The sequence below is a fragment of the Klebsiella sp. 141162 genome (assembly GCF_050600755.1).
GTDB classification, from domain to species: Bacteria; Pseudomonadota; Gammaproteobacteria; order Enterobacterales; family Enterobacteriaceae; genus Klebsiella; species Klebsiella aerogenes.
The window spans coordinates 1,355,443-1,374,837 of sequence record NZ_JAQIRI010000001.1; the positions used below are offsets into that span (position 1 = coordinate 1,355,443).

A 19,395-nucleotide genomic window follows, 5' to 3' on the forward strand; every position below is an offset into this window, starting at 1 on the left:
TCAGACCAATCGAGGCGACTATGGCGGTAATGGTTATCACCGGCGGTAGTGCGGGCGCCGGTAAAGCGACGGCACTACGCTTTGCGAAAGCCGGCTATGACGTGGCGATTATTGCGCGCGATGAAAGTGGGTTACAGGAGGCCGAACACGCATGCCGCCGGTTCGGCGTGCGGACGCAGGTTATCAGCGCTGATGTCGCTGACGCCCGTTCGCTGCGGCAGGCCGCGGCAGAAATCGAAACCCAGCTCGGCGCCATTGAAGTGTGGATTAATAATGCTATGACCACAGTGTTAGCGCCCTTCCATCTGATGAGTGATGAGGAATTTCGCCGCGTGACGGAGGTGACCTATCTGGGTTATGTCAACGGCACACGCGCCGCGCTGGAGGTCATGAGCCCGAGAAACCGCGGGATAATAATCCAGGTGGGCTCCGCGCTTGCCTGGCGTTCCATCCCTTTGCAATCGGCGTATTGCGGCGCGAAGGCGGCGATTCGAGGATTTACCGATGCAGTGCGAACCGAACTGATGCATCAACGCAGCCGGATCCAATTAACCATGGTGCAACTGCCCGGAATGAATACGACGCAGTTTGGTTGGGCAAGGAATAAAATGGATAAAGAGATGCAGCCCGTTCCCCCGGTTTATCAGCCGGAGGTGGCGGCAGAGGCGATTTTCAGCGTCGTTCAGCGCCCCGTTCGCGAATTGTGGGTAGGTAAAAGCACCATTCAATCCATCGTTGGCCAGTTTTTCTTCCCTTCACTACTCGACCGCCTGATGGTTAACAAAGCCTGGGAAGGTCAGCTGACAGCGCAAGCAAAACGTAGCGAAAAGCCAGACGATCTCTATTCTGCCGTGCGGGGCGAGCACAGCTCTCGCGGGACATTTAGCGCCGGCGCTCGCCAGCGTTCATTTAACGTCAGCGCCGATTTGCCTGGTAAAGTCGCATCTGGCGTAGGGATCGCATTTGGACTGATGATATTACGCGGACTACTACGCCGCCCGCGCAAGCGCCGTTAATCGTGCTGGCGGCTAAACCAGCGATAACCGTAATCCCTACGCGTAGCCAAAAACGCACAATATTGTCAATTTCGTCTATCACCGGAGGGTGCACCAGATTGAGATCCGGCTCGTGGCGATAGAACATGTGGCGATAATACTGTCCCGCCTGTTGATCCCAGCGCCAGACGCTCTTTTCGACACCGGGAAACATTGGCGGATCGTCCTGTTTGGGCGGCGAATCGGCCCAGAGATAATATGGCCGGAAAGGAGAATGCCTGTTTTTACGCGCCTCTTGAAACCAGGGATGTTGCGAAGAGGTATGCTGGATAACCAACTCGATGATTACGCGTATCCCCAATTCGCGCGCGTCATCAATCAGTCGAATAACGTCGCTAATTTGCCCAAAACGCGGATCGGGCTGCAGATGATCCTGCACATCGTAACCGTCATCGAGAAATGGGGTCAGATAAAAGGGGGTTAACCACAATACCGTCACCCCAAGGCTACGTAAGTAATAGAGTTTTTGCCTTATCCCGGCCAGGTCGCCACAGCCATCACCATTGGCATCATAAAACAGCGATGTATCAACCTGATAAATTACAGCGTTTTGAAACCACGGTTGGCGAGGCATTATTCCCCCTCGTATCAGCAGAACATCACGAGCGCCCGAAACATACCCGAGGTATAAGCTCTTATTTTCTCTGCGCAGGCTTCGGACGTGTGGCAAGTTTATCTACCATCATTTGCTGCCTCGGGGTCAATGACGGACACTGACAGTGCTCGCTGAAATTTATCTCTAACATAATCTGCTTTTCCGCCCTCGTTAGAGCCAGCGAGCTTTGGTTAATTCGTGACAAGATGGCAAGGAGGCGTATCATTTATAAACCTTTTGCCGCTAACGCTTGGCATCAAAACCCGACGTTTCGGAGCGAATAATATATTGCTCCGTAATATCGGGTATATGATGCAGCAACCATTCGGCCATGCCTCTTTCTTCCGCCAGAATACTTTCTAAATCAGCAATCGAATCATGATCGTTGACCTTTTGCGCGGCGGTTAATAAGGAGGTATAACAGGCGACCTCAAATTGCTCGAAAACGTAGCCGCTGATCACCCCTTTCACCACTTCATCTTGTGGAAACATTCCACCAATAGATTGTCCCATCGCGGCGATTTTACTCATTGAGTCTTTAAGAACAGAGCGGGAAATATTATTGCGCGCAATAATATCATCCAGAACGGTAATTTGCCGACGGGTTTCAAAAAGATGCTGCTCAAGGCGGGTACATAATTCCGGGTAGCTGTCGGTTCGTTTTACCATTGATTCAAGCATTGATTCAGCTTGTTTTTCCATAGCGTGCGCGTCACGCAACCAATCGTGATAGTTTTCAATATCAGTCATAACAACCTCTTCATAAAAAGATAATTACTCTTCAGCCTTATCTTCATTTTCTTCTGCGGCTTGGTCGGCTCGCGCTGCGCTATACCCTGATAAGTGGCCGACAATATTTGCATAAATACTAATAATGATGACCCACAGGACACTGTCTTTCCACCATATTACCGACGGTATAGCCAGTACAAACCACATTATCGCCGCGACGAGATGACACCTTTTTATTACAACCGGACTAAGACTCATTTTTTTGCCTGATGCCTTAGATAGGATTAAGCGGACTGTTGGGCATCCTGATTGACGTGTCCAACGGCGATGTCCGTTAATTTCATATCAGCGTCTTTTTCTTCTTCCAGCGTTTCCGCCAGCAGTTTCACCGCGGCTTTATAGCCGAGCTGCTCTGCCAGCGTACACAGCGTACCGTAGGCCGCAATTTCATAGTGTTCAACTTTCTGCGCGGCGGCTATCAGCGCAGCATCGCGGATCTCGTTCTTTTCCGTCGCTTCGATCACTTCGTTGGCCTCTTCGATAAGCCCTTCCATCGCCACGCACTTCATCCGTTTTAGGCGAATTTGATCATTTTGTTCGAGGAGTTTATCGATACGTTCTATATGGCCCTGCGTTTCCTCGAGGTGAGCGCTGAATGCGGTTTGTAGCTCTTCACATGCGCTGGCGCGGGATAGTTTAGCCAGCGCGCGGGTTAACTGTTTTTCCGCGCTATAGGTATCCGATAATAAATGGGTAAAAATATCTTCAATGGTTTGAATTTTCATAAATCACACCTTTAAAAAAAGCGGGCCAAATGACCCGCAGGGTATTTTGTCTATGGTTGTTTGCTTATCAACCAAATTTACTTCAACTGACTAACTGTCACCGGATTTACGGCCGCCGCCATGGCTGTTTTTACCGCCTTTTTTACCGGCTTCGGATGCACGTTCCGGGTCATTTTTAAAATTCCCGCCGCTGTGCTGACCGCCTTTACGTCCGGCCTCAGATGCTTTATCCCGGTCTTCTGCGAAATTACCTGAACCGCCTCTATGTTCTGCCATAATGGTTACCTTTTAGCTCGGTTAGTTAATGATGATTTATCGGTCTAAATCATCGCCGTCGAAAACTAAGCATGGCGTAATCACTAAAAAAAGCAATTCACTAATAATTAATTAAAAGCCACCACAAAATTAATTAAACAATAAATAGCGAAGCCGCAAAATAACAACTTAGCGGCATAAGCTGATATTTTATGAGAGAAATAAACGCAACCGCAGGATAAATAAAAAACTATCCCATCGAGATAAAAAGTGTAATGTAAAAAATGTTAAAGATTATAATTCGAAACATTTCATCATTGAATAATCCTAAAAACCACAGCAAAGAAATCAGTTTGCAAAACCTCTTATATCAAACAGTTGCCTCGTAAAAAACCGGGAATATATCTATTTAGACTCCAGCTGTATTTTTAAAAACTTCCGCATGTCTTCTATCATTACTCTTTTCTGTGAAGGAGATTGCTATGGATAATGACAAACTGCGTACCAACCATTGGCCACAACCCCCTTTCCCCGATCAACCGCAAACGCCTCCCGGCCTGGCCGCCGAAATGGAACCCACACCGGATCATGGTGAAGTCAGCTATAGCGGTTCAGGACGGCTACAGGGTAAGAAAGCGCTGATTACCGGCGGAGATTCCGGGATTGGTCGCGCCGTGGCCATCGCCTTTGCCCGCGAGGGCGCGGATGTTGCCATTAACTATCTGCCGGAAGAACAGAGCGATGCGGACGCCGTTATCGCGCTTATCAAAGCGGAAGGCCGTACCGCGGTGGCGATACCGGGCGATATTCGCGTGGAATCCTTCTGTGAAACGCTGGTGGAAAAAGCGGTAAGCGGTCTTGGCGGTTTGGATATTGTTGTGAATAATGCAGGACGTCAGCAATACTGTGAAAAAATTGAGCAACTCACCACCGCCGATTTCGATGCTACTTTCAAAACCAACGTCTATGCGCCGTTCTGGATAACCAAAGCCGCGCTACCGCACCTCAAAGCCCAAAGCGTGATTATCAACACCTCTTCGGTCCAGGCTTTTAAACCGAGCCCAATTCTGCTGGATTACGCCCAGACCAAAGCCTGCCTGGTGGCCTTCACCAAATCGCTGGCCAAGCAGTTAGGGCCGCGTGGGATCCGGGTCAATGCAGTCGCTCCCGGCCCGTACTGGACGGTGCTGCAGTCAAGCGGCGGACAGCCGGCAGAAAAAGTGCAAAACTTCGGCGGCGATACGCCGCTGGGGCGGCCAGGGCAACCCGTTGAGATCGCCCCGCTGTATGTCACCCTCGCCTCTGATGCCTGCTCGTATGCCTCCGGCCAGGTCTGGTGTTCTGACGGCGGTGACGGCGTACTTTAATGATGGAATGCCGGCAGCACCAGTTCGCCAATCTCCTGCATCGTCTCGGCCAGCGGACGCTGGTTACGGCGGAAATGCAGGCCGATATGGTTCACGCCGGCATCGCGCATCGCATTCAATTCCTGAATGAGACCATAGCGGCCGCTGCTGATGCCGAAACGATGGCGCTGAATCGGCGCATTGGGGTCATCTTGCAGATCCAGATGGATGAAGCTGATATAGGGTTTCTCGCCCGCTACCCGGCGCCATAGCCTGACGCGGCTAACGTGCTCGTCAGGCTGACCTGGATAGGCGAGCCAGCCATCCATGTTACTGCCTACCCATTGCGCCGTTTGTTGCGCCAAACCAGCAACCAGCAGCGGCGGAGTCGGTTTGGCTGGCAATAACTGCAGGCCCGGCTCCAGTTGACGATCGGTCTCCCCCTTCAGCACGCTCACGCCGTGACGGAAACGCTCGCCACGGCTGGCGTAGTCTTCACCAAATAGCGGGTATTCGACCGGCCTGTCGCCGCTGGCGATGCCCAATAGCAGCCGGTCGCCGCTGAGCGCCTGCACCGTGGCGGCGGCTTTACGTACCAGCCAGGGTTGACGTAACGGCAGCACAACCGCCGCCGTGCCCAGTAAAATATTTTGCGTCAGGCTCGATAAATAGCCGAGGTAGGTAAAGGCTTCAAAGACGTTAGCCGCATCGCCAAACTGCGGATCGTACAGCGGAACATCGCGGATCCAGGCGGCGCGAAAACCGAGCGTATCCGCCAGTTTAATGCGCTCCGCGTGCTCGCTCATATCCGGCACGCCAAACGGTCGCCCGTCGCGCTGCCGTTTTAGCTGTCCGCTTGTTGACCAGTCATTGTCCAGCGGCAGTTCAACGCCAATCGTTAGCGGCTGCTGGGTTAATTTTTCGATGCTCATAGGTCACTCCGTCAACCGCCTGGCGGTATCACGTTGAAAATATGAGCAAAGTGTTTCATGGAATGCTATTGCAATAAACAGCACTAATCGCAATAGATAATTGCTATTTAGGGAATTATCTTGAGTTCTGATTTTGTTTAAATGGATAGCTCACCAACACCAGAGGAAGAAACAATGATAAAAACCGACGCCTGGCTGTGGAAAAAGCACGCCTCCCCGCTTCTGCTCGAACGCCATGAGAAAACGTTAGTCACACCCGCTGACGATCAGGTGCTGATCGAGAACCGCGCCATTGGCCTTAATCCGGTCGACTGGAAGCTGATGGCCGGTCTCTCCGACGCCTGGCAGGAGGATCAGATCCCCGGCGTCGACGGTATGGGGGTGATTACCGCCGTTGGCCGCAACGCCCGCCACCTTCGTCCCGGCACGCGAGTGATGTATCACACCGACCTGCGTTTTGACGGTAGCTTTGCCCGCCATACGTTAGTCAGCGCTCAGGCGGTGATTGCGGTTCCCGACCACATCAGCGACCTCACCGCTGCGGCGCTGCCGTGCCCCGGTCTGACGGCGTGGCAGGCAGCGCAAAAGATCCCCCTTCCGGCTGGCGAGAATGTACTGGTCAGCGGCGCCGGCGGCGCTGCTGGCAGTCTGTTAAGCCAGTTATTGATTGAGAGCGGCGCTAACGTCTACGTCACTGCCAGCGCCACACATCACGCGAAACTGCTGGCTCGCGGGGTGATTCAGGCCTTTGATTATCACCATACCTCGTGGCCGCAGGAGTTAAAACGCGCGCTGGCGGGTAAATCGCTGTACGCCGCTTTCGATACCGTAAACCAGCAAAATGCCCTTTCGCTTGCCGGGTTGCTGGGCTACTACGGCCATCTGGTCTGTATACAGGACCGGCTCGAGCACGCGCCGCTACCGGCGTTTACTACCAGTATCTCACTACATGAGGTCGCGCTGGCGGCAATCCATCCTTACGGTACCCAGAGACAGTGGAGTCGATTACGTCAGGCCGGGGAAAGCATGCTGCAGCAGATCGGCCGCGGCGAACTGGTGATGCCGCCGATAGAAAGCGTCAGCTTCGACGAGATCCCGCAGGCGCTGGAAAGGCTAAAACAGAACAATAACGGTATTAAGTACGTAGCGGTGCTGTAATATCCATCAGCACGATGAATAACCTCAATCCCAAAAACCGGGTAATCGATGCCAAATCCAACGGGCCCTTTCCGCTGGATGAGGCATCCATCGCTTCGCGTCCTTAGATTGGTCCGGTGCAGGATGGTCACAATGAACTGATATTCAGCAGAGTGATTAGCAAAAATATACCAGCTAGATCGCCGACTAATAGTCACACACATCGATTAAAAACTCAGATTGAAAGAATCAAAAAAAGGAGTAACGTTAAAAAAACATTAACAAAGAGGTGCAAAATGTTACGCGATTATTTAAAACTGGATTCTGAAGACCAATTAGTTGAACAACAAAGCGGTCATCAACCTAGCCAGCAGTATACCGAAGTGACTGAGTGGGTGATCCTCAATAAAGAGGGTAAGAAAAAAGGCCGCGTCTCCCTGTTTGATAAATTTAATACTCGTCGCTCGTGGAACGTTAATTTTCGTATTACCCAGTTTGATAACAGCGGTAAAGTTATCGTTGACCAACTGACAGACGCTATTTAACAGAATAATTAATAACATAGCGCCCAATCTGTGATGGAAGCCACCTGACAAAACGCTGAGGCCAGCAACCGCATTCATGCGGGAAAGCATACATAGTTTTCAACTCATCAATTACCCGCTCGTTTTATAATAATAAAATGAGTACTCGCTGCGCCTGAAGAAAAATAAACGCGCCAGTTGGCGCGTTTAATCATTAATTGTTTCTGACCGGCGGCGTCACCCTGACGCCAATAAAGACAATCAGCATGGCGCTTAATAATAACAGTCCGCTGCCGGTAAATACGCCGCTGGCGCCGCTGATATCAAATATTGCCCCACCGCCGGCAGCCCCGGCGCTAATGGCTAACTGGATCGCCGCGACTAATAATCCCCCTGCGCTTTCCGCTTCATCCGGTACCGTGGTGGCAAGCCAGGTTGACCAGGCCACCGGCACCAGGCCGAATGCAAATCCCCACAGGGCGACCAATAGACCATCGAGTAGCGCAATATGACCATACAGCACCATCATCAGCGCCAGTACGCTCATCGCCAGTGGAACCAGCGCCAGCGTCATCCGCAAACTGCGCGCCAGCAGATGCCCGGCAAGCGAGGTGCCAATAAAGTTGGCCACACCGAACCCCAGCAAAATCAACGGTACCCCTTCTACGCTTGCCAGCGCCACGGTTTCGAGAAATGGCCGCAGATAGGTAAAGAAAGCGAAGTGGCCGCCAAAAATCAAAATCGAAGCCAGCAGACCGCCAACCATTCCCGGCCGCCGCAGTACCTTAAAGAGCGTACTAAAGCTGCCAGCGCTCTCCGGGCGCATCGACGGCAGTACCCATAGCTGCCACAGTAGCGCGACCAGGCTCGGTACGGCGCAGATGATAAAGACGTTACGCCAGCCAATGAGCGCGCCCAGGTAGCTACCCAGCGGCGCCGCCACTACGGTGGCAATCGACACCGCCGAGAAGATAATCGCCAGCGCTTTCGGCACCATCGCCGCCGGTACCAGCCGCATCGCCGTCGCCGTCGACATCGCCCAGAAGCCGCCGATAGCGATGCCAAGCAGCAGGCGTCCCAGCAGCAGGAACTCCAGTGAACCGGCAAAGGCCACGATCAGACTGGAGATGATTTGCAATACGGAAAAGAACATCAGCACCCAACGCCGGTCGATATTGCGGGTTGCAGAGGTAATCAACAACCCCGTCACCAGAGCGATTAACGCCGTGGCGGTCACCGCCTGTCCGGCCATCCCCTCACTCACGCCCAGGCTGCTGGCCATTGGCGTCAGTAAACTGGCTGGTAGAAATTCAGCGACGATCAGGCCGAAGACCCCCAGCGCCAGCGCATACACGGCGCGCCACGCCGGACGGGCGTTAACTGCGCTCTCTTCAGCGACAATGCAAGAACTCATATACATCTCTCCAGAATCATTAACATTCGCCAAGCTTAGTAGCTTCCGTTAAGACGATATATGATACATACTCTGCAATTATTGATTATCCGTCCGGAAAAAAAGATGAGCCTGCAAACGTTAGATCTGACCAGCGAGCTGTTACAGGGCATGCGGCTGTCGGGAGTGAAATACCGACGGATTGAAACCTCTCGTCCTTTTGGCGTGGAGTTTAATTCGGTTCCTGGCAAAGCGCAGTTTCATTTCGTCAGCCGCGGCCCGCTGCTGCTACAAATGAGCAACGGCAAACAGTTCTCGCTCGAGAGCGGTGATGCGGTGTTTATTCCCAATAGCGACGCGCATGCTCTGCTCTCAGATAGCAAAGCCGCGCGGGTTAACGTGATGGAACTCGACAGCAAACCGGTCTGCGGGACGGTTTCCTGCGTCAAAAACGCGGGCTGCGTTAATACTGAAGAAAATGCGGTTATCTTCAGCGCCTGTATGGATTTTGAATTAGGCGGAATGCAGCCGCTGGTTCGGGCCATGCCGGAGGTGATGCTGGTCAGTAGCCTGTTAAGCGCCCGCCCGGAAATCCAGCCGCTGCTGGCGGCAATGGAGCGTGAATCCCTGACGCGTCAGGTGGGCTATGCCGGCATTCTGGCTCGTCTCGCCGACGTCGTCGCGGCGCTGATCGTCCGCGCCTGGGTGGAATGCGGCTGCGGTAACGCCACCGGCTGGGTACAGGTGCTGCGCGACCCGAAGCTATCGCGCGCGATATACGCTATGCATCAGCAGCCCGGCGTCAACTGGAAGGTAGAAGACTTAGCCCGCGAATCCGGCCTGTCGCGTTCGGTATTCGCCGAACGTTTTCTCACCGCCACCGGTACCACGCCGGCCCGCTACCTGACGGAATTACGCATGCGCCTGGCGGTGCAGTACATCAGCCACGAAGGCGAAGCGCTGGAAAAAGTCGCCTTCCGCCTCGGCTACAACTCGCTCGCCGCGTTTAGCCGCGCTTTTAAACGCATTACCGGCAAAGCGCCGGGAGCGCTGCGCAATGGTGTCAATGAACAAGCGGTAACCTGATAAGCGTTACTTCTTCTGCCAGTTGGCCCACGGGCCAGCGTCGGCAGAGGCGGTAGATTTGTCGATAAGCCCTTCCAGCGAATCGAGATAAAAGTTTTCGACTTCTTTACGCGCCCACGGCGTGCGGCGCAGAAATTTCAGGCTCGACTTAATGCTCGGATCGCTTTTGAAACAGTTGATTTTGATATGTCGGGCCAGTTCATCCCAGCCATATCTGGCCACAAGGTCAGTGAGTAACGCTTCGAGCGTCACGCCGTGAAGCGGATCTTTTGACGTGTGCATTGTCTTTCCTGCATGAAAAATTTCGCTCACCATACGGCCCGCGGCGGCATCATGCAACATCCCGCTACTTTTTTACATCACGTCCACGCGGTTTCCTCTCTCCTTATCCGTTTTTCGCAAAAGCACTGAACCCACCGCGGTCATAAATTAGAAAAGAACGTTATTGGTCGAAAAAATTGCGCTAAGGCAAGCTGAGCGCATCTACCCGACAGAGGAAATCATCATGCGCCGTTGTTGTTGCCGAACCCAGAATCACTCAATAGCCAATGACCCGTACCCCGTTTTCGGAGAACACAATGAACGCCACGACTTTGCCGATTCTCGATCTGGCCCGCTATAGCAATCCTGCTGAAAAGGCCGGTTTTCTTGCCGACCTCCGCCAGGCCGCTCGCGATATTGGTTTCTTTTATCTTATTAATCACGGTGTGGACGCCGGATTGCAAACTGAAGTTCAACGCCAGGCGCGACGCTTTTTTGCCCTTGATGATAGCGAAAAGCAGCAGGTGGCGATGATTCACTCCCCCCATTTTCGCGGCTATAACCGCGCGGCTTCCGAGCTCACTCGCGGCCAGCCAGACTGGCGCGAACAGTTTGATATCGGCGCGGAACGCCCGGCTTTAACCCTCGCCGAAAACGCGCCACGTTGGCAGCGCCTGCAGGGACCGAATTTATGGCCTGCCGCGCTACCGTCGCTGAAACCCACTCTGCTGGGCTGGCAGCAGGCGATGACCGGCGTCGGGATGACCTTGCTGCGCGCGTTTGCCGAAGCGCTACAGTTGCCTGCCGACGCCTTTGACGCGCTGTATGGCGATAAGCCGAATGAACATATCAAACTGATTCGTTACCCCGGACAGCGTGAAACGAAAAGCGACCAGGGCGTCGGCGCGCATAAAGATTCCGGATTCTTAAGCTTCCTGTTACAGGACGAGCAAAAAGGACTGCAGGTGGAAGTCGCGCCGGACCGCTGGATCGATGCCACGCCGCTGGCGGGAAGCTTTGTGGTAAATATCGGCGAGCTGCTTGAGCTGGCGACTAATGGTTATCTGCGCGCCACCGTTCATCGCGTGGTCTCGCCGCCGGCAGAACAGGAACGTCTCTCTATCGCCTTCTTTCTTGGCGCGCAGCTCGATGCCGTGGTGCCGGTGTACCGCCTGCCCGCCCATCTGGCGCAGGAAGCGCTCGGCCCGGATAGCGATCCGCAAAATCCGCTGCTGCGGGATGTTGGCTGGAATTACCTCAAAGGGCGGCTGCGTTCCCACCCGGACGTCGCCGAACGTTATTACCAGGATGTTTTTCGCGAACGTACTGAGCAACTGATCGTTTAATTTAATAAGGATAACAACATGAAATATGCCGCATTCAAACTGGCAGGGGTCGCTTTATCTCTTTCTCTGGCATGGACATCCGCCCAGGCTGCCACGCTGCGCGTTGCCGCTGACCCGGTGCCGCACGCTGAGATCCTCAATTACATCAAAAAAATCGATCCCAGCCTCGATATCAAAGTGGTCGAACTCACCAGCGGCGTCAACGCCAACGAACTGCTGGCGAATGGCGATGTTGATGCCAACTACTTCCAGCACGTTCCCTATTTGAAGGACCAGGAAAAAGCGCTGGGTAAGACCTTTGCCGTCGCTGCCACAGTGCATATTGAACCGCTGGGTATTTATTCCCGTAAGCACAAAGACTTTAATTCCGTCCCGGAAAACGGGACCGTCGCGGTGCCGAACAACACCACCAATCTCAGTCGCGCCTTGTTCCTGCTGCAAAGCCAGGGATTAATCAAACTCGGCGCTAAATTCACCAACCCGGCGACCACGTTAGCCACCCCGAAAGACATCGTGGAAAACCCCAAGCATCTGAAGATCCTCGAAATTGAATCACCGCAGATCCCACGTTCATTAGACGATGTCGATTTAGCGGTCATTAACGGCAACTACGCGCTGGAGGCGGGACTGGTACCGGCGAAAGATGCGTTAGGACTGGAGAGCGCGAACAACAACCCCTACGCCAATATCCTGGTGACGACGCCGCAGTTAGCTAATGACCCACGCATTAAAGCGCTGGCCAAAGATCTCACCTCACCGCAGGTTGCCGAGTTTATTCACAAAAACTATAACGGCTCGGTTATCCCGGTAGCGCCGCAATCATGATTGAGGTCGTCGGGCTGAGTAAAACCTATGCCGGAACAGGCCGACCGGCGTTGAACGACGTGTCGCTGCAGATCCCGAAAGGCGCGATTTATGGCATTCTCGGGCGCAGCGGCGCAGGCAAAAGCACGCTGATCCGCTGTCTCAATTTACTCGAACGGCCCTCTACGGGCCGGATTGTGGTGAACGGGCAGGATATCACTCAGTTAGACAAAGCCGGTTTACGTCAGCACCGTCTGCGCACCGGAATGATCTTCCAGCACTTCAACCTGCTGCATGCCCGCAACGTGGCTGACAACGTCGCGGTACCGCTGGAAATCGCCGGTGTCGACAAACGTGCGCGCCGCGAACGCGTGCTCGAGTTGCTGGAGTTGGTTGGACTGGCGGATAAAGCAACCGCCTTTCCATCCCAGCTTTCCGGCGGTCAAAAGCAGCGCGTCGGCATCGCCCGCGCGCTGGCGGCCGGCCCGGATGTGCTGCTATGCGATGAAGCAACCAGTGCCCTCGATCCGGAAACCACCGCCTCGGTGCTGGCGTTACTGGCCGATATCAATCAGCGGCTCAATCTGACTATCGTGCTTATTACCCATGAGCTGGAAGTCGTCAAAACGCTGTGCGATCACGCGGCGTTGCTGGAGCATGGCGAAGTCATCGAGAGCGGGAAAATCGCCGATCTGCTGGTGGCGCCGTGGTCCAGATTACGTCAGTCGTTACTGCATAATCCGCAGGCGGAGCAAGATTTCCTTGCCCGCCACGGCTTTCACGGGAGGCCTTTATGCGTAGTCGCATGAGCTGGGAAGATTTATGGCCCTTATTATGGGAAGGCAGCCTTGAAACCCTCTATATGGTGGGGCTGGCGGCGCTGTTTACCATCTTAATCGGCCTGCCGGTCGGCGTGTTACTGTTTGTCTCCCGGCGCAACGGCCTGGCGCCGATGCCGAAACTGAATGCGCTGCTGGGGGCGATTATAAATTTTGGCCGATCGCTGCCGTTTATTGTACTGCTCATTGCGCTGATCCCCTTCACCCGTTTGATTATCGGCACCACCTTGGGCAGCACCGCGGCCGTCGTGCCGATTACTATCGGCGCTTTTCCGTTTTTCGCGCGGCTGACCGAAAACGCGCTGGATGAAGTGGATTACGGGCGCATTGAAGCCATTCTGTCGATGGGCGGTAATCTGTGGCACGTTATCTTTAAATCGCTGCTGCCGGAGGCGCTACCGACCCTGCTTGCCGGGATCACCCTGACTATCGTGATGCTGATTGGCTTTTCATCGATGGCGGGCGTCATTGGCGGCGGCGGGCTTGGAGACCTGGCGATTCGCTATGGTTATCAGCGCTTTAACGATCAGGTGATGGTCGGTACGGTACTGATTCTGGTGGTGATGGTTCAGGGCGTACAAATGATCGGCGACAGGCTGGTACGACAGCTTGCCCATCGCCGCTAAGCTCTCATTCGCAGGCGGCTACTACAGGCCGCCTTCTACCGCCAGAACCCTGACCAGGTCTGCCGCCGGCATTTCGCGGATCATCGCCACCCCTTGTCCCGCCCAGTGCGCGCCGAAACCATGATCGCCCTGTGCCTTTGCCGCCGTCGCCAGCGCTTTTCCGGCGTCATAAGCGAGCGGATAGGCGGGAATGTCCCGTTCATTGAATGAAGCCACCATTTCGCTCCAGCTATTTTTAACGCAGCGTGCTGGCCGACCCGAAATGGCCGCCGTCAAAAAGGTGACAACGTCACTATTTTGCGTGAGCGCCTGTCGATATCCACTATCTATACCCGCTTCCGGGCATAATAAAAACGCGGTTCCCAGCTGAACGCCCGACGCGCCGAGCTGCATCAGACTGGCTATCGCCGTTCCATGCATAATGCCGCCGGCGGCGATAATGGGTAAATCGACGGCCCGCAGTAGTGCCTGAAGCAGAGTGAAGGTGCTCATTTGACGATCGTCGCCGTGCGGGTCAAAAATCCCCCGATGGCCACCGGCCTCATACCCTTGCGCAATAACGACATCAATACCCGCTTGCGCAATTAATCGCGCTTCCGCGACGCAGGTGGCGGACGCCATCGTCACCGTTCCCTGTTGCTGGAAGCGGCGAATAACCTCCGAAGACGGCACGCCAAAATGAAAACTCACCACCGCCGGCTTCTCTTCAAGCAGCATATCGAGCATGGATTGATGTTGATGGAAGCTCTGATAAATCTCGTTAAGCTGTTTCGGCGGCGTGCCGTGATAGCGGGCAAACGCCGGAGCCAACCTCGCCAGCCACTGCGCTTCCTGAACGGCATCGCGGCGCGACGGCGTATGACAGAAAAGGTTGACGTTAAAGGGACGTTCGGTGAGCTGCCGGGTTTGTTCAATAAGCGCCTGCGCCTGCGTAACCGTCGACGCGCCGAGCCCAAGCGATCCCAATCCCCCGGCATTGCTTACCGCCGCAGCCAGGGCCGGCGTCGACACGCCCGCCATCGGCGCCTGAATAATCGGGTAACGAATATTAAGCAATTGCATTAAATGTTGATTCATTGACGATCCTGCGCAATTTGCGATGTGAGACATTAACCATCTCTTTTTAAGATGATAAGATCAACTCCATTGTCATATTGAGAAGAAAAATATGAACCACACCACATTACTGATCTTTAAACTGGTGGCCGAAACGCAAAGCGTCACTCAGGCGGCGAAACAACTTGGTCGCGCGCAATCCAATATCACCACGCGCATTCAGCAGCTTGAAGAGGAGCTGGAAGTCGAGCTTTTCGTGCGCGGAAACAAGAAGATGCTGCTTTCACCCGCCGGACAAAACTTCCTCAGCTACGCGCGGCGAATTTTAAGCCTTGCCGAAGAGGCCAAACTGGCGCTGCACCCGGCACGGCCCTCGGGGACGTTAAAACTCGGCGCGATGGAAGCCTGCGCCGCCAGCCGCCTGCCGGCCATATTGCCTTTGTTTCAGCAACGCTGTCCGGACGCCGACCTGACATTGCGTACCATGCCCACCCGTCAGCTGACTGAACTGGTCGAAAACGCAACGCTGGACTGCGCGCTGGTTTCACTGCCGGCCGGCCCAGACGGCAGCCTTCAATGCCCACAAACGCTTGAATATCTACCGCTTTTCATCGAACAGCTGGTCCTGATCTCCCCTGTCGATGGGCGCGACTACCGCTTTGCCGCCTTCCCGGCAGGATGTACCTACCGCCAACGCGGCATCGAATATCTGCAGCAGACGGGAACGCACGTGGACATCGTCGAAGTCAGCTCCTATCACGCGATGATGGCTAACGTCGCCACCGGTCGCTACGCCTGTTTGCTCCCGGAAAGCGTCCTGGCCCTGCTCACGCTGCCCGCAGGCTGCCAGACGCAATACGTGACCCAGGCCGCCACCCAGCTTATCTGGCGCCGCGGGTATGTGTCGCCTATTCTCGACGCCCTGCGCCAGTTATTGCTGACGCCGGCCACAGGCAACCAGCCCGGCGGCTCCCAGCAACACGCCGCTGGCCGTCAATAGTGAAGGATTAAACGATCCCGTCAGGCTGTATAACCCATCGGCGACCAGCGGCCCGATTATCTGCCCGACGCCGTAAGTCGCCGTGAGCGCGGCAATCATATTAAATTTTACCTCCTGATTTAGCCGCTTGCCCTCTGACAAGGCAATGGTTACCGTCCCAAGGAAGGTCGCCCCAACCAGCAGCGCGCTCAACAGACAAAAGGTGAATGAGTGGCTCCATGCCGGTAAGGCCACGCCGAAGGCCTGAATAACGAGATTGCTACAAAATGCCCGCTGATAGCCAATTTTTAGTACAAGTTGGTGCCAGATAAAACAGGAAGGTACCGCCGCGAGACCAAATACCGCCCACAGGTGCACCGGGTCGATACCCGATAGCGCGCCGTGCAAAAACAGCGGCAAATAGGTCGCGGTGATGATGTAGCCGAAACCCGCGAGGCCATAAATCAGCAGCAATTTTACCGCATCGCCCGTGCGCCCATTGTCGCTCGGCATCGCTGTTGCGGGCCCGCGGTGTAACGCCAGCAGCGAATCCGCCGGGCTTAATAATCCGCGCAAGGCGCATAAAAACAGCACCATCGCCGTGATCGCGCACAGTAGCCAGATTTGCTGACTGCTAAACGCCAGCGCTTTACCGGCGGCAATAAACTCCGCCGATAAAAAGATCCCCATCCCGACACCGGCAAACAGTACCGGCGCGCCGTTATGATGTTTCATATGCTGCAGTAGCCATAACGAGGCGGAGATAAGCGTTACCGCACTGAGTACCCCGGCCAACCCGCGCAGGATAATGATAGCCAGCGGCGAACGCAGCCAGGCCAGTAGCGCCAGACAAATTAGCGTCAGAATGACCGAGACAATATTCATTCTGGTCGCCTGCTCCGGCTTTGCCTTCGCCAGCAACAATGCTCCCAGCAGGTATCCGGCATAATTAGCGGAGGCGGCCAGATTACCCTGACGCAGCGTCAGGATCTGATCGCTTAACATCACCGGCAGGATCCCGGTGAAGGCGAAGCGGCCGTAACCCATACCAATCATTAATACCGTCGCCCCTGCCAGCGCTAATAAGAAAGCGTTTATCTGCGGCCTGATTTGTCGCATCTCCGTTACCCCTTGCACAATTAATCTCAAAAAGAGAATATTATTTAACTTTAATTCTCTTTTTATTATGTAATAGCATAATGCGCCGAGCAAGTCGTCGCGCTAAGGCAAAGAGTAAAAGCACCTACCGCAAGATACTTCGATTAGAGACGAAGGATGGTTGTCAGGAGCAAATGGTCGTTAAACGCCGTACTCGATAATGGGCCGCATTATCTTCAGCGCGGCGCTCAGTTTATCGAGACTCGGTGACGCCAGCGCCAGACGTAAAGCATGCGGCACATCACGGCCGACGCTGTACGGTTCGGCGGTGGAAATAGCGATATTCATGGTTAGCAGCTGTTTCACGACGCGATCGGCGCGGATCTCCTCGCCCAACGGCAGCCAAAGGAACCAGGCATTTTCATTGCCAATCATTGGTAAGCCAGCCAACGCCTGACGGGCGATGGCCTGCCGCTGCCGCGCATCTGCGCGCATTATAGTTTCGAGCCGGGCCAGCGTCCCATCCTGGATCCAGCCGCAGACCAGCGCCGTCGTTAAGGCCGGCGTATTCCAGCTGGTGGCGCGGATCGTCCGCTCTATCGCCGGCATTAACCCCTCGCGGCATACCACCATGCCAACCCGTAAACCGGTGGCGATGTTTTTTGAAAAACCGCACACATAGACCGTACGCTCAGGCGCCAGAGACATCAGCGGCGGCGGCGCGTTTTCAATCAACCATGCATAGGCGGCATCCTCAATGATGAACAAATCGAACTGGCGGGCAATATCAACCAGTTGACTACGCTGCGCCAGATTCATTACCCAGCCGAGAGGGTTATGCAGCGTCGGCATGGTGTAAATCGCTTTTACCCGCCGTTTTTCACACAGGCTGCGAAGCATATCGAGATCCGGCCCTTGTGTTGTGTGCGGGATAGCAACCAGTTCAAGTTGATAGAGCCTGGCGAGGGCGCGAAATCCCGGATAGGTCAATGCATCTGCCGCAACCACATCGCCGGGACGCAGCAGGCCGCCGAGCGTGACCGCCAGCCCATGCTGAGCGCCGTTAACGATAGCGACCTGCCCGGCGCTGGCCGCAATACCCTGTCTGTTAAGATGCCGGGCCACTATTTCCCGTTCGCTCATACGTCCAGCGTGCGGTTGATAGCGTAACAACGCCTCCAGATCGCCCGCGCCAGACAGCTTTTTTAATGCCTCGCGCAGGAGAACGGTTTGTTCCGGCAATGCCGGAGAGTTGAAATTAAGATCGATCATATCCGGGGCAATGGCGTGCTGATCGACACCCAGCCCCGGCGGCAAGCTCAGTTCACGCACAAAAGTGCCGCGTCCCGTTTCACCGCTGACCAGCCCCATTAACGCCAGTTCACTGTAGACCCGCGTCGCGGTAGCCAGAGAAATTCCATGTTCAACGACCAATTGCCGATGGGTCGGCAGTTGGCTGCCAGCCGCCAGCGCACCGCTGCGGATTGCTGCCGCATAGCGATCAACCAGAGATTTATAGCGGTTTTTCATCGTCATTGTATCCATGACAATTATTTGATTGTCATGAATTGTGCGACCTACTATCGACCCGGTCAACCACCTTAACTATCACTACAAAGAGGTCTCACGTGCACAACCGTCGCGCTTCCACTTCCATATCCGGTTGGATAAACGGCTTTATCGGCGTCGCTATTTTTAGCGGCTCGCTACCCGCCACCCGCATCGCCGTGCAGGAATTCGATCCTTTTTTCCTGACTTTCTGTCGTGGTGCGATTGCCGGGGTGCTTGCGCTGGGCCTGATCTGGCTTTTACGCCTGCCGCGCCCGCAAGCGGGACAATGGCGTTCACTGGCGCTGGTTGCCGGCGGCGTGGTCATCGGCTTTCCGCTGCTGACGGCGCTGGCGCTACAGCGGGTGACATCCGCACACTCAATTGTTTTTATTGGGTTATTGCCGCTGGCGACGGCGATTTTCGCGGTGATCCGCGGTGGTGAGAGACCGCGCCCTGCCTTTTGGGGATTCTCGCTGCTGGGCAGCGTGCTGGTGGCCAGTTTCGCGCTGGCCGGTAATGCCGGGATCTCCGTCGCGGGCGATCTGCTAATGCTGGCGGCGGTAGTGGTCTGCGGATTGGGTTATGCCGAGGGGGGGCGCCTCACCCGAGAGCTTGGCGGGCTGGCGGTCATCTGTTGGGCGCTGCTCCTGTCCCTACCCCTGATGTTGATAGCCTGCGGCTTAACGCTTCCCGTCAGCTTCAGTGGTATCAGTGCGTCTGCATGGACGGCGCTGGCCTATGTCTCGTTATTCAGCATGCTGATAGGCTTTATCTTCTGGTATCGGGGACTGGCAATCGGCGGTATTGCGGCGGTCGGTCAACTCCAGCTATTGCAGCCCTTTTTCGGCCTGGCGCTGGCGGCGCTGCTCCTTCATGAAGCAGTGAGCCCGTTGATGGTTGTCGTCACGCTTGGCATCATTTTCTGCGTGATCGGTTCGAAGCGCTTTGCCCGTTAAAATAGTCGGCAGCCTGATTTGAGGCGCGCTCCTCTCTCA

21 protein-coding genes and 1 pseudogene are annotated in these 19,395 nt (G+C 54.9%); 11 read left to right on the top strand and 11 right to left on the bottom strand.

All coding sequences use genetic code 11. The features are described from left to right. Positions 1-29 precede the first annotated feature (29 nt). Positions 30-1,016, top strand: a complete 987-nt coding sequence (locus PGR23_RS06390) for an SDR family oxidoreductase (protein ID WP_396280104.1) — start codon at positions 30-32, stop codon at positions 1,014-1,016. 28 nt (positions 1,017-1,044) lie between these two features. Here PGR23_RS06390 and PGR23_RS06395 read toward each other — a convergent pair. The 5 genes and pseudogenes from PGR23_RS06395 to PGR23_RS06415 form a co-directional block, all read right to left on the bottom strand. Next, positions 1,045-1,629, bottom strand: a pseudogene (locus tag PGR23_RS06395) (alpha-amylase family glycosyl hydrolase); the annotation flags it as partial. 264 nt (positions 1,630-1,893) lie between these two features. Continuing rightward, the gene (locus PGR23_RS06400) at positions 1,894-2,400 is read right to left on the bottom strand and encodes a ferritin-like domain-containing protein (RefSeq protein ID WP_396279708.1); all 507 of its coding nucleotides are present in this window, start codon (positions 2,398-2,400) and stop codon (positions 1,894-1,896) included. A 24-nt stretch (positions 2,401-2,424) separates the two neighbouring features. Further along, entirely contained in the window at positions 2,425-2,640 is a 216-nt protein-coding gene (locus PGR23_RS06405; RefSeq protein WP_032705768.1) for a hypothetical protein, read from the bottom strand. A 26-nt stretch (positions 2,641-2,666) separates the two neighbouring features. Continuing rightward, entirely contained in the window at positions 2,667-3,167 is a 501-nt protein-coding gene (locus tag PGR23_RS06410; RefSeq protein WP_015705353.1) for a ferritin-like domain-containing protein, read from the bottom strand. Positions 3,168-3,257: 90 nt separating this feature from the next. Further along, a complete protein-coding gene (locus PGR23_RS06415; protein ID WP_045394453.1) occupies positions 3,258-3,443 on the bottom strand; it encodes a general stress protein in 186 nt (61 codons plus the stop codon). 461 nt (positions 3,444-3,904) lie between these two features. On the opposite strand from PGR23_RS06415, the gene PGR23_RS06420 reads away from it, so the two are divergent. Then, a complete protein-coding gene (locus tag PGR23_RS06420; protein WP_015366683.1) occupies positions 3,905-4,789 on the top strand; it encodes an SDR family oxidoreductase in 885 nt (294 codons plus the stop codon). Here PGR23_RS06420 and PGR23_RS06425 read toward each other — a convergent pair. Next, positions 4,786-5,700 carry a TIGR03571 family LLM class oxidoreductase gene (locus PGR23_RS06425; RefSeq protein ID WP_045394455.1) on the bottom strand — a complete coding sequence of 305 codons (915 nt, stop codon included), beginning with the start codon at positions 5,698-5,700 and terminating at the stop codon, positions 4,786-4,788. The two genes, PGR23_RS06420 and PGR23_RS06425, sit on opposite strands and share 4 nt — an antisense overlap. Positions 5,701-5,874: 174 nt before the next feature. Here PGR23_RS06425 and PGR23_RS06430 point away from each other — a divergent pair, with 174 nt between their 5' ends. Continuing rightward, positions 5,875-6,858 carry a zinc-binding dehydrogenase gene (locus PGR23_RS06430; protein WP_063447053.1) on the top strand — a complete coding sequence of 328 codons (984 nt, stop codon included), beginning with the start codon at positions 5,875-5,877 and terminating at the stop codon, positions 6,856-6,858. A 275-nt stretch (positions 6,859-7,133) separates the two neighbouring features. Beyond that, a complete protein-coding gene (locus PGR23_RS06435; RefSeq protein ID WP_015366686.1) occupies positions 7,134-7,382 on the top strand; it encodes a hypothetical protein in 249 nt (82 codons plus the stop codon). A gap of 193 nt (positions 7,383-7,575) precedes the next feature. On the opposite strand, the gene PGR23_RS06440 is transcribed toward PGR23_RS06435, so the two are convergent. Further along, positions 7,576-8,775, bottom strand: a complete 1,200-nt coding sequence (locus PGR23_RS06440) for an MFS transporter (RefSeq protein ID WP_396279709.1) — start codon at positions 8,773-8,775, stop codon at positions 7,576-7,578. Between the two features lie 105 nt (positions 8,776-8,880). Between PGR23_RS06440 and PGR23_RS06445 the strand changes: the two genes are divergently transcribed. Then, positions 8,881-9,840 carry an AraC family transcriptional regulator gene (locus PGR23_RS06445; RefSeq protein ID WP_047067448.1) on the top strand — a complete coding sequence of 320 codons (960 nt, stop codon included), beginning with the start codon at positions 8,881-8,883 and terminating at the stop codon, positions 9,838-9,840. A 6-nt stretch (positions 9,841-9,846) separates the two neighbouring features. Here the strand turns inward: PGR23_RS06445 and PGR23_RS06450 are convergent, their stop codons facing one another. After that, complete coding sequence (locus PGR23_RS06450) at positions 9,847-10,122, bottom strand: VF530 family DNA-binding protein (RefSeq protein ID WP_047048980.1); 276 nt, start codon at positions 10,120-10,122, stop codon at positions 9,847-9,849. Between the two features lie 296 nt (positions 10,123-10,418). Here PGR23_RS06450 and PGR23_RS06455 point away from each other — a divergent pair, with 296 nt between their 5' ends. From PGR23_RS06455 to PGR23_RS06470, 4 genes are read left to right on the top strand one after another with little or no spacing between them, the layout of a single operon-like run. Then, the gene (locus PGR23_RS06455; protein ID WP_380376802.1) at positions 10,419-11,447 is read left to right on the top strand and encodes an isopenicillin N synthase family dioxygenase; all 1,029 of its coding nucleotides are present in this window, start codon (positions 10,419-10,421) and stop codon (positions 11,445-11,447) included. An 18-nt stretch (positions 11,448-11,465) separates the two neighbouring features. Then, positions 11,466-12,272, top strand: coding sequence for a MetQ/NlpA family ABC transporter substrate-binding protein (locus tag PGR23_RS06460; protein WP_396279710.1), 807 nt, complete (start codon positions 11,466-11,468; stop codon positions 12,270-12,272). Beyond that, complete coding sequence (locus PGR23_RS06465; RefSeq protein WP_213292570.1) at positions 12,269-13,060, top strand: methionine ABC transporter ATP-binding protein; 792 nt, start codon at positions 12,269-12,271, stop codon at positions 13,058-13,060. The genes PGR23_RS06460 and PGR23_RS06465 overlap by 4 nt, the downstream gene beginning before the upstream one ends. Then, positions 13,057-13,716 carry a methionine ABC transporter permease gene (locus PGR23_RS06470; RefSeq protein ID WP_161798788.1) on the top strand — a complete coding sequence of 220 codons (660 nt, stop codon included), beginning with the start codon at positions 13,057-13,059 and terminating at the stop codon, positions 13,714-13,716. The genes PGR23_RS06465 and PGR23_RS06470 overlap by 4 nt, the downstream gene beginning before the upstream one ends. 21 nt (positions 13,717-13,737) lie before the next feature. Here the strand turns inward: PGR23_RS06470 and PGR23_RS06475 are convergent, their stop codons facing one another. After that, complete coding sequence (locus PGR23_RS06475; protein WP_396279711.1) at positions 13,738-14,793, bottom strand: NAD(P)H-dependent flavin oxidoreductase; 1,056 nt, start codon at positions 14,791-14,793, stop codon at positions 13,738-13,740. Between the two features lie 91 nt (positions 14,794-14,884). Between PGR23_RS06475 and PGR23_RS06480 the strand changes: the two genes are divergently transcribed. Beyond that, positions 14,885-15,772 carry a LysR family transcriptional regulator gene (locus tag PGR23_RS06480; RefSeq protein WP_316422251.1) on the top strand — a complete coding sequence of 296 codons (888 nt, stop codon included), beginning with the start codon at positions 14,885-14,887 and terminating at the stop codon, positions 15,770-15,772. Here PGR23_RS06480 and PGR23_RS06485 read toward each other — a convergent pair. Further along, positions 15,704-16,870: a YbfB/YjiJ family MFS transporter gene (locus PGR23_RS06485; RefSeq protein WP_396279712.1), complete on the bottom strand. Its 1,167-nt coding sequence runs from the start codon at positions 16,868-16,870 to the stop codon at positions 15,704-15,706. The genes PGR23_RS06480 and PGR23_RS06485 overlap by 69 nt on opposite strands. Before the next feature lie 180 nt (positions 16,871-17,050). Then, positions 17,051-18,379, bottom strand: coding sequence for a PLP-dependent aminotransferase family protein (locus tag PGR23_RS06490; RefSeq protein WP_315712785.1), 1,329 nt, complete (start codon positions 18,377-18,379; stop codon positions 17,051-17,053). A gap of 98 nt (positions 18,380-18,477) precedes the next feature. Between PGR23_RS06490 and PGR23_RS06495 the strand changes: the two genes are divergently transcribed. Then, complete coding sequence (locus tag PGR23_RS06495) at positions 18,478-19,356, top strand: DMT family transporter (RefSeq protein ID WP_396279713.1); 879 nt, start codon at positions 18,478-18,480, stop codon at positions 19,354-19,356. Positions 19,357-19,395: the final 39 nt, after the last annotated feature.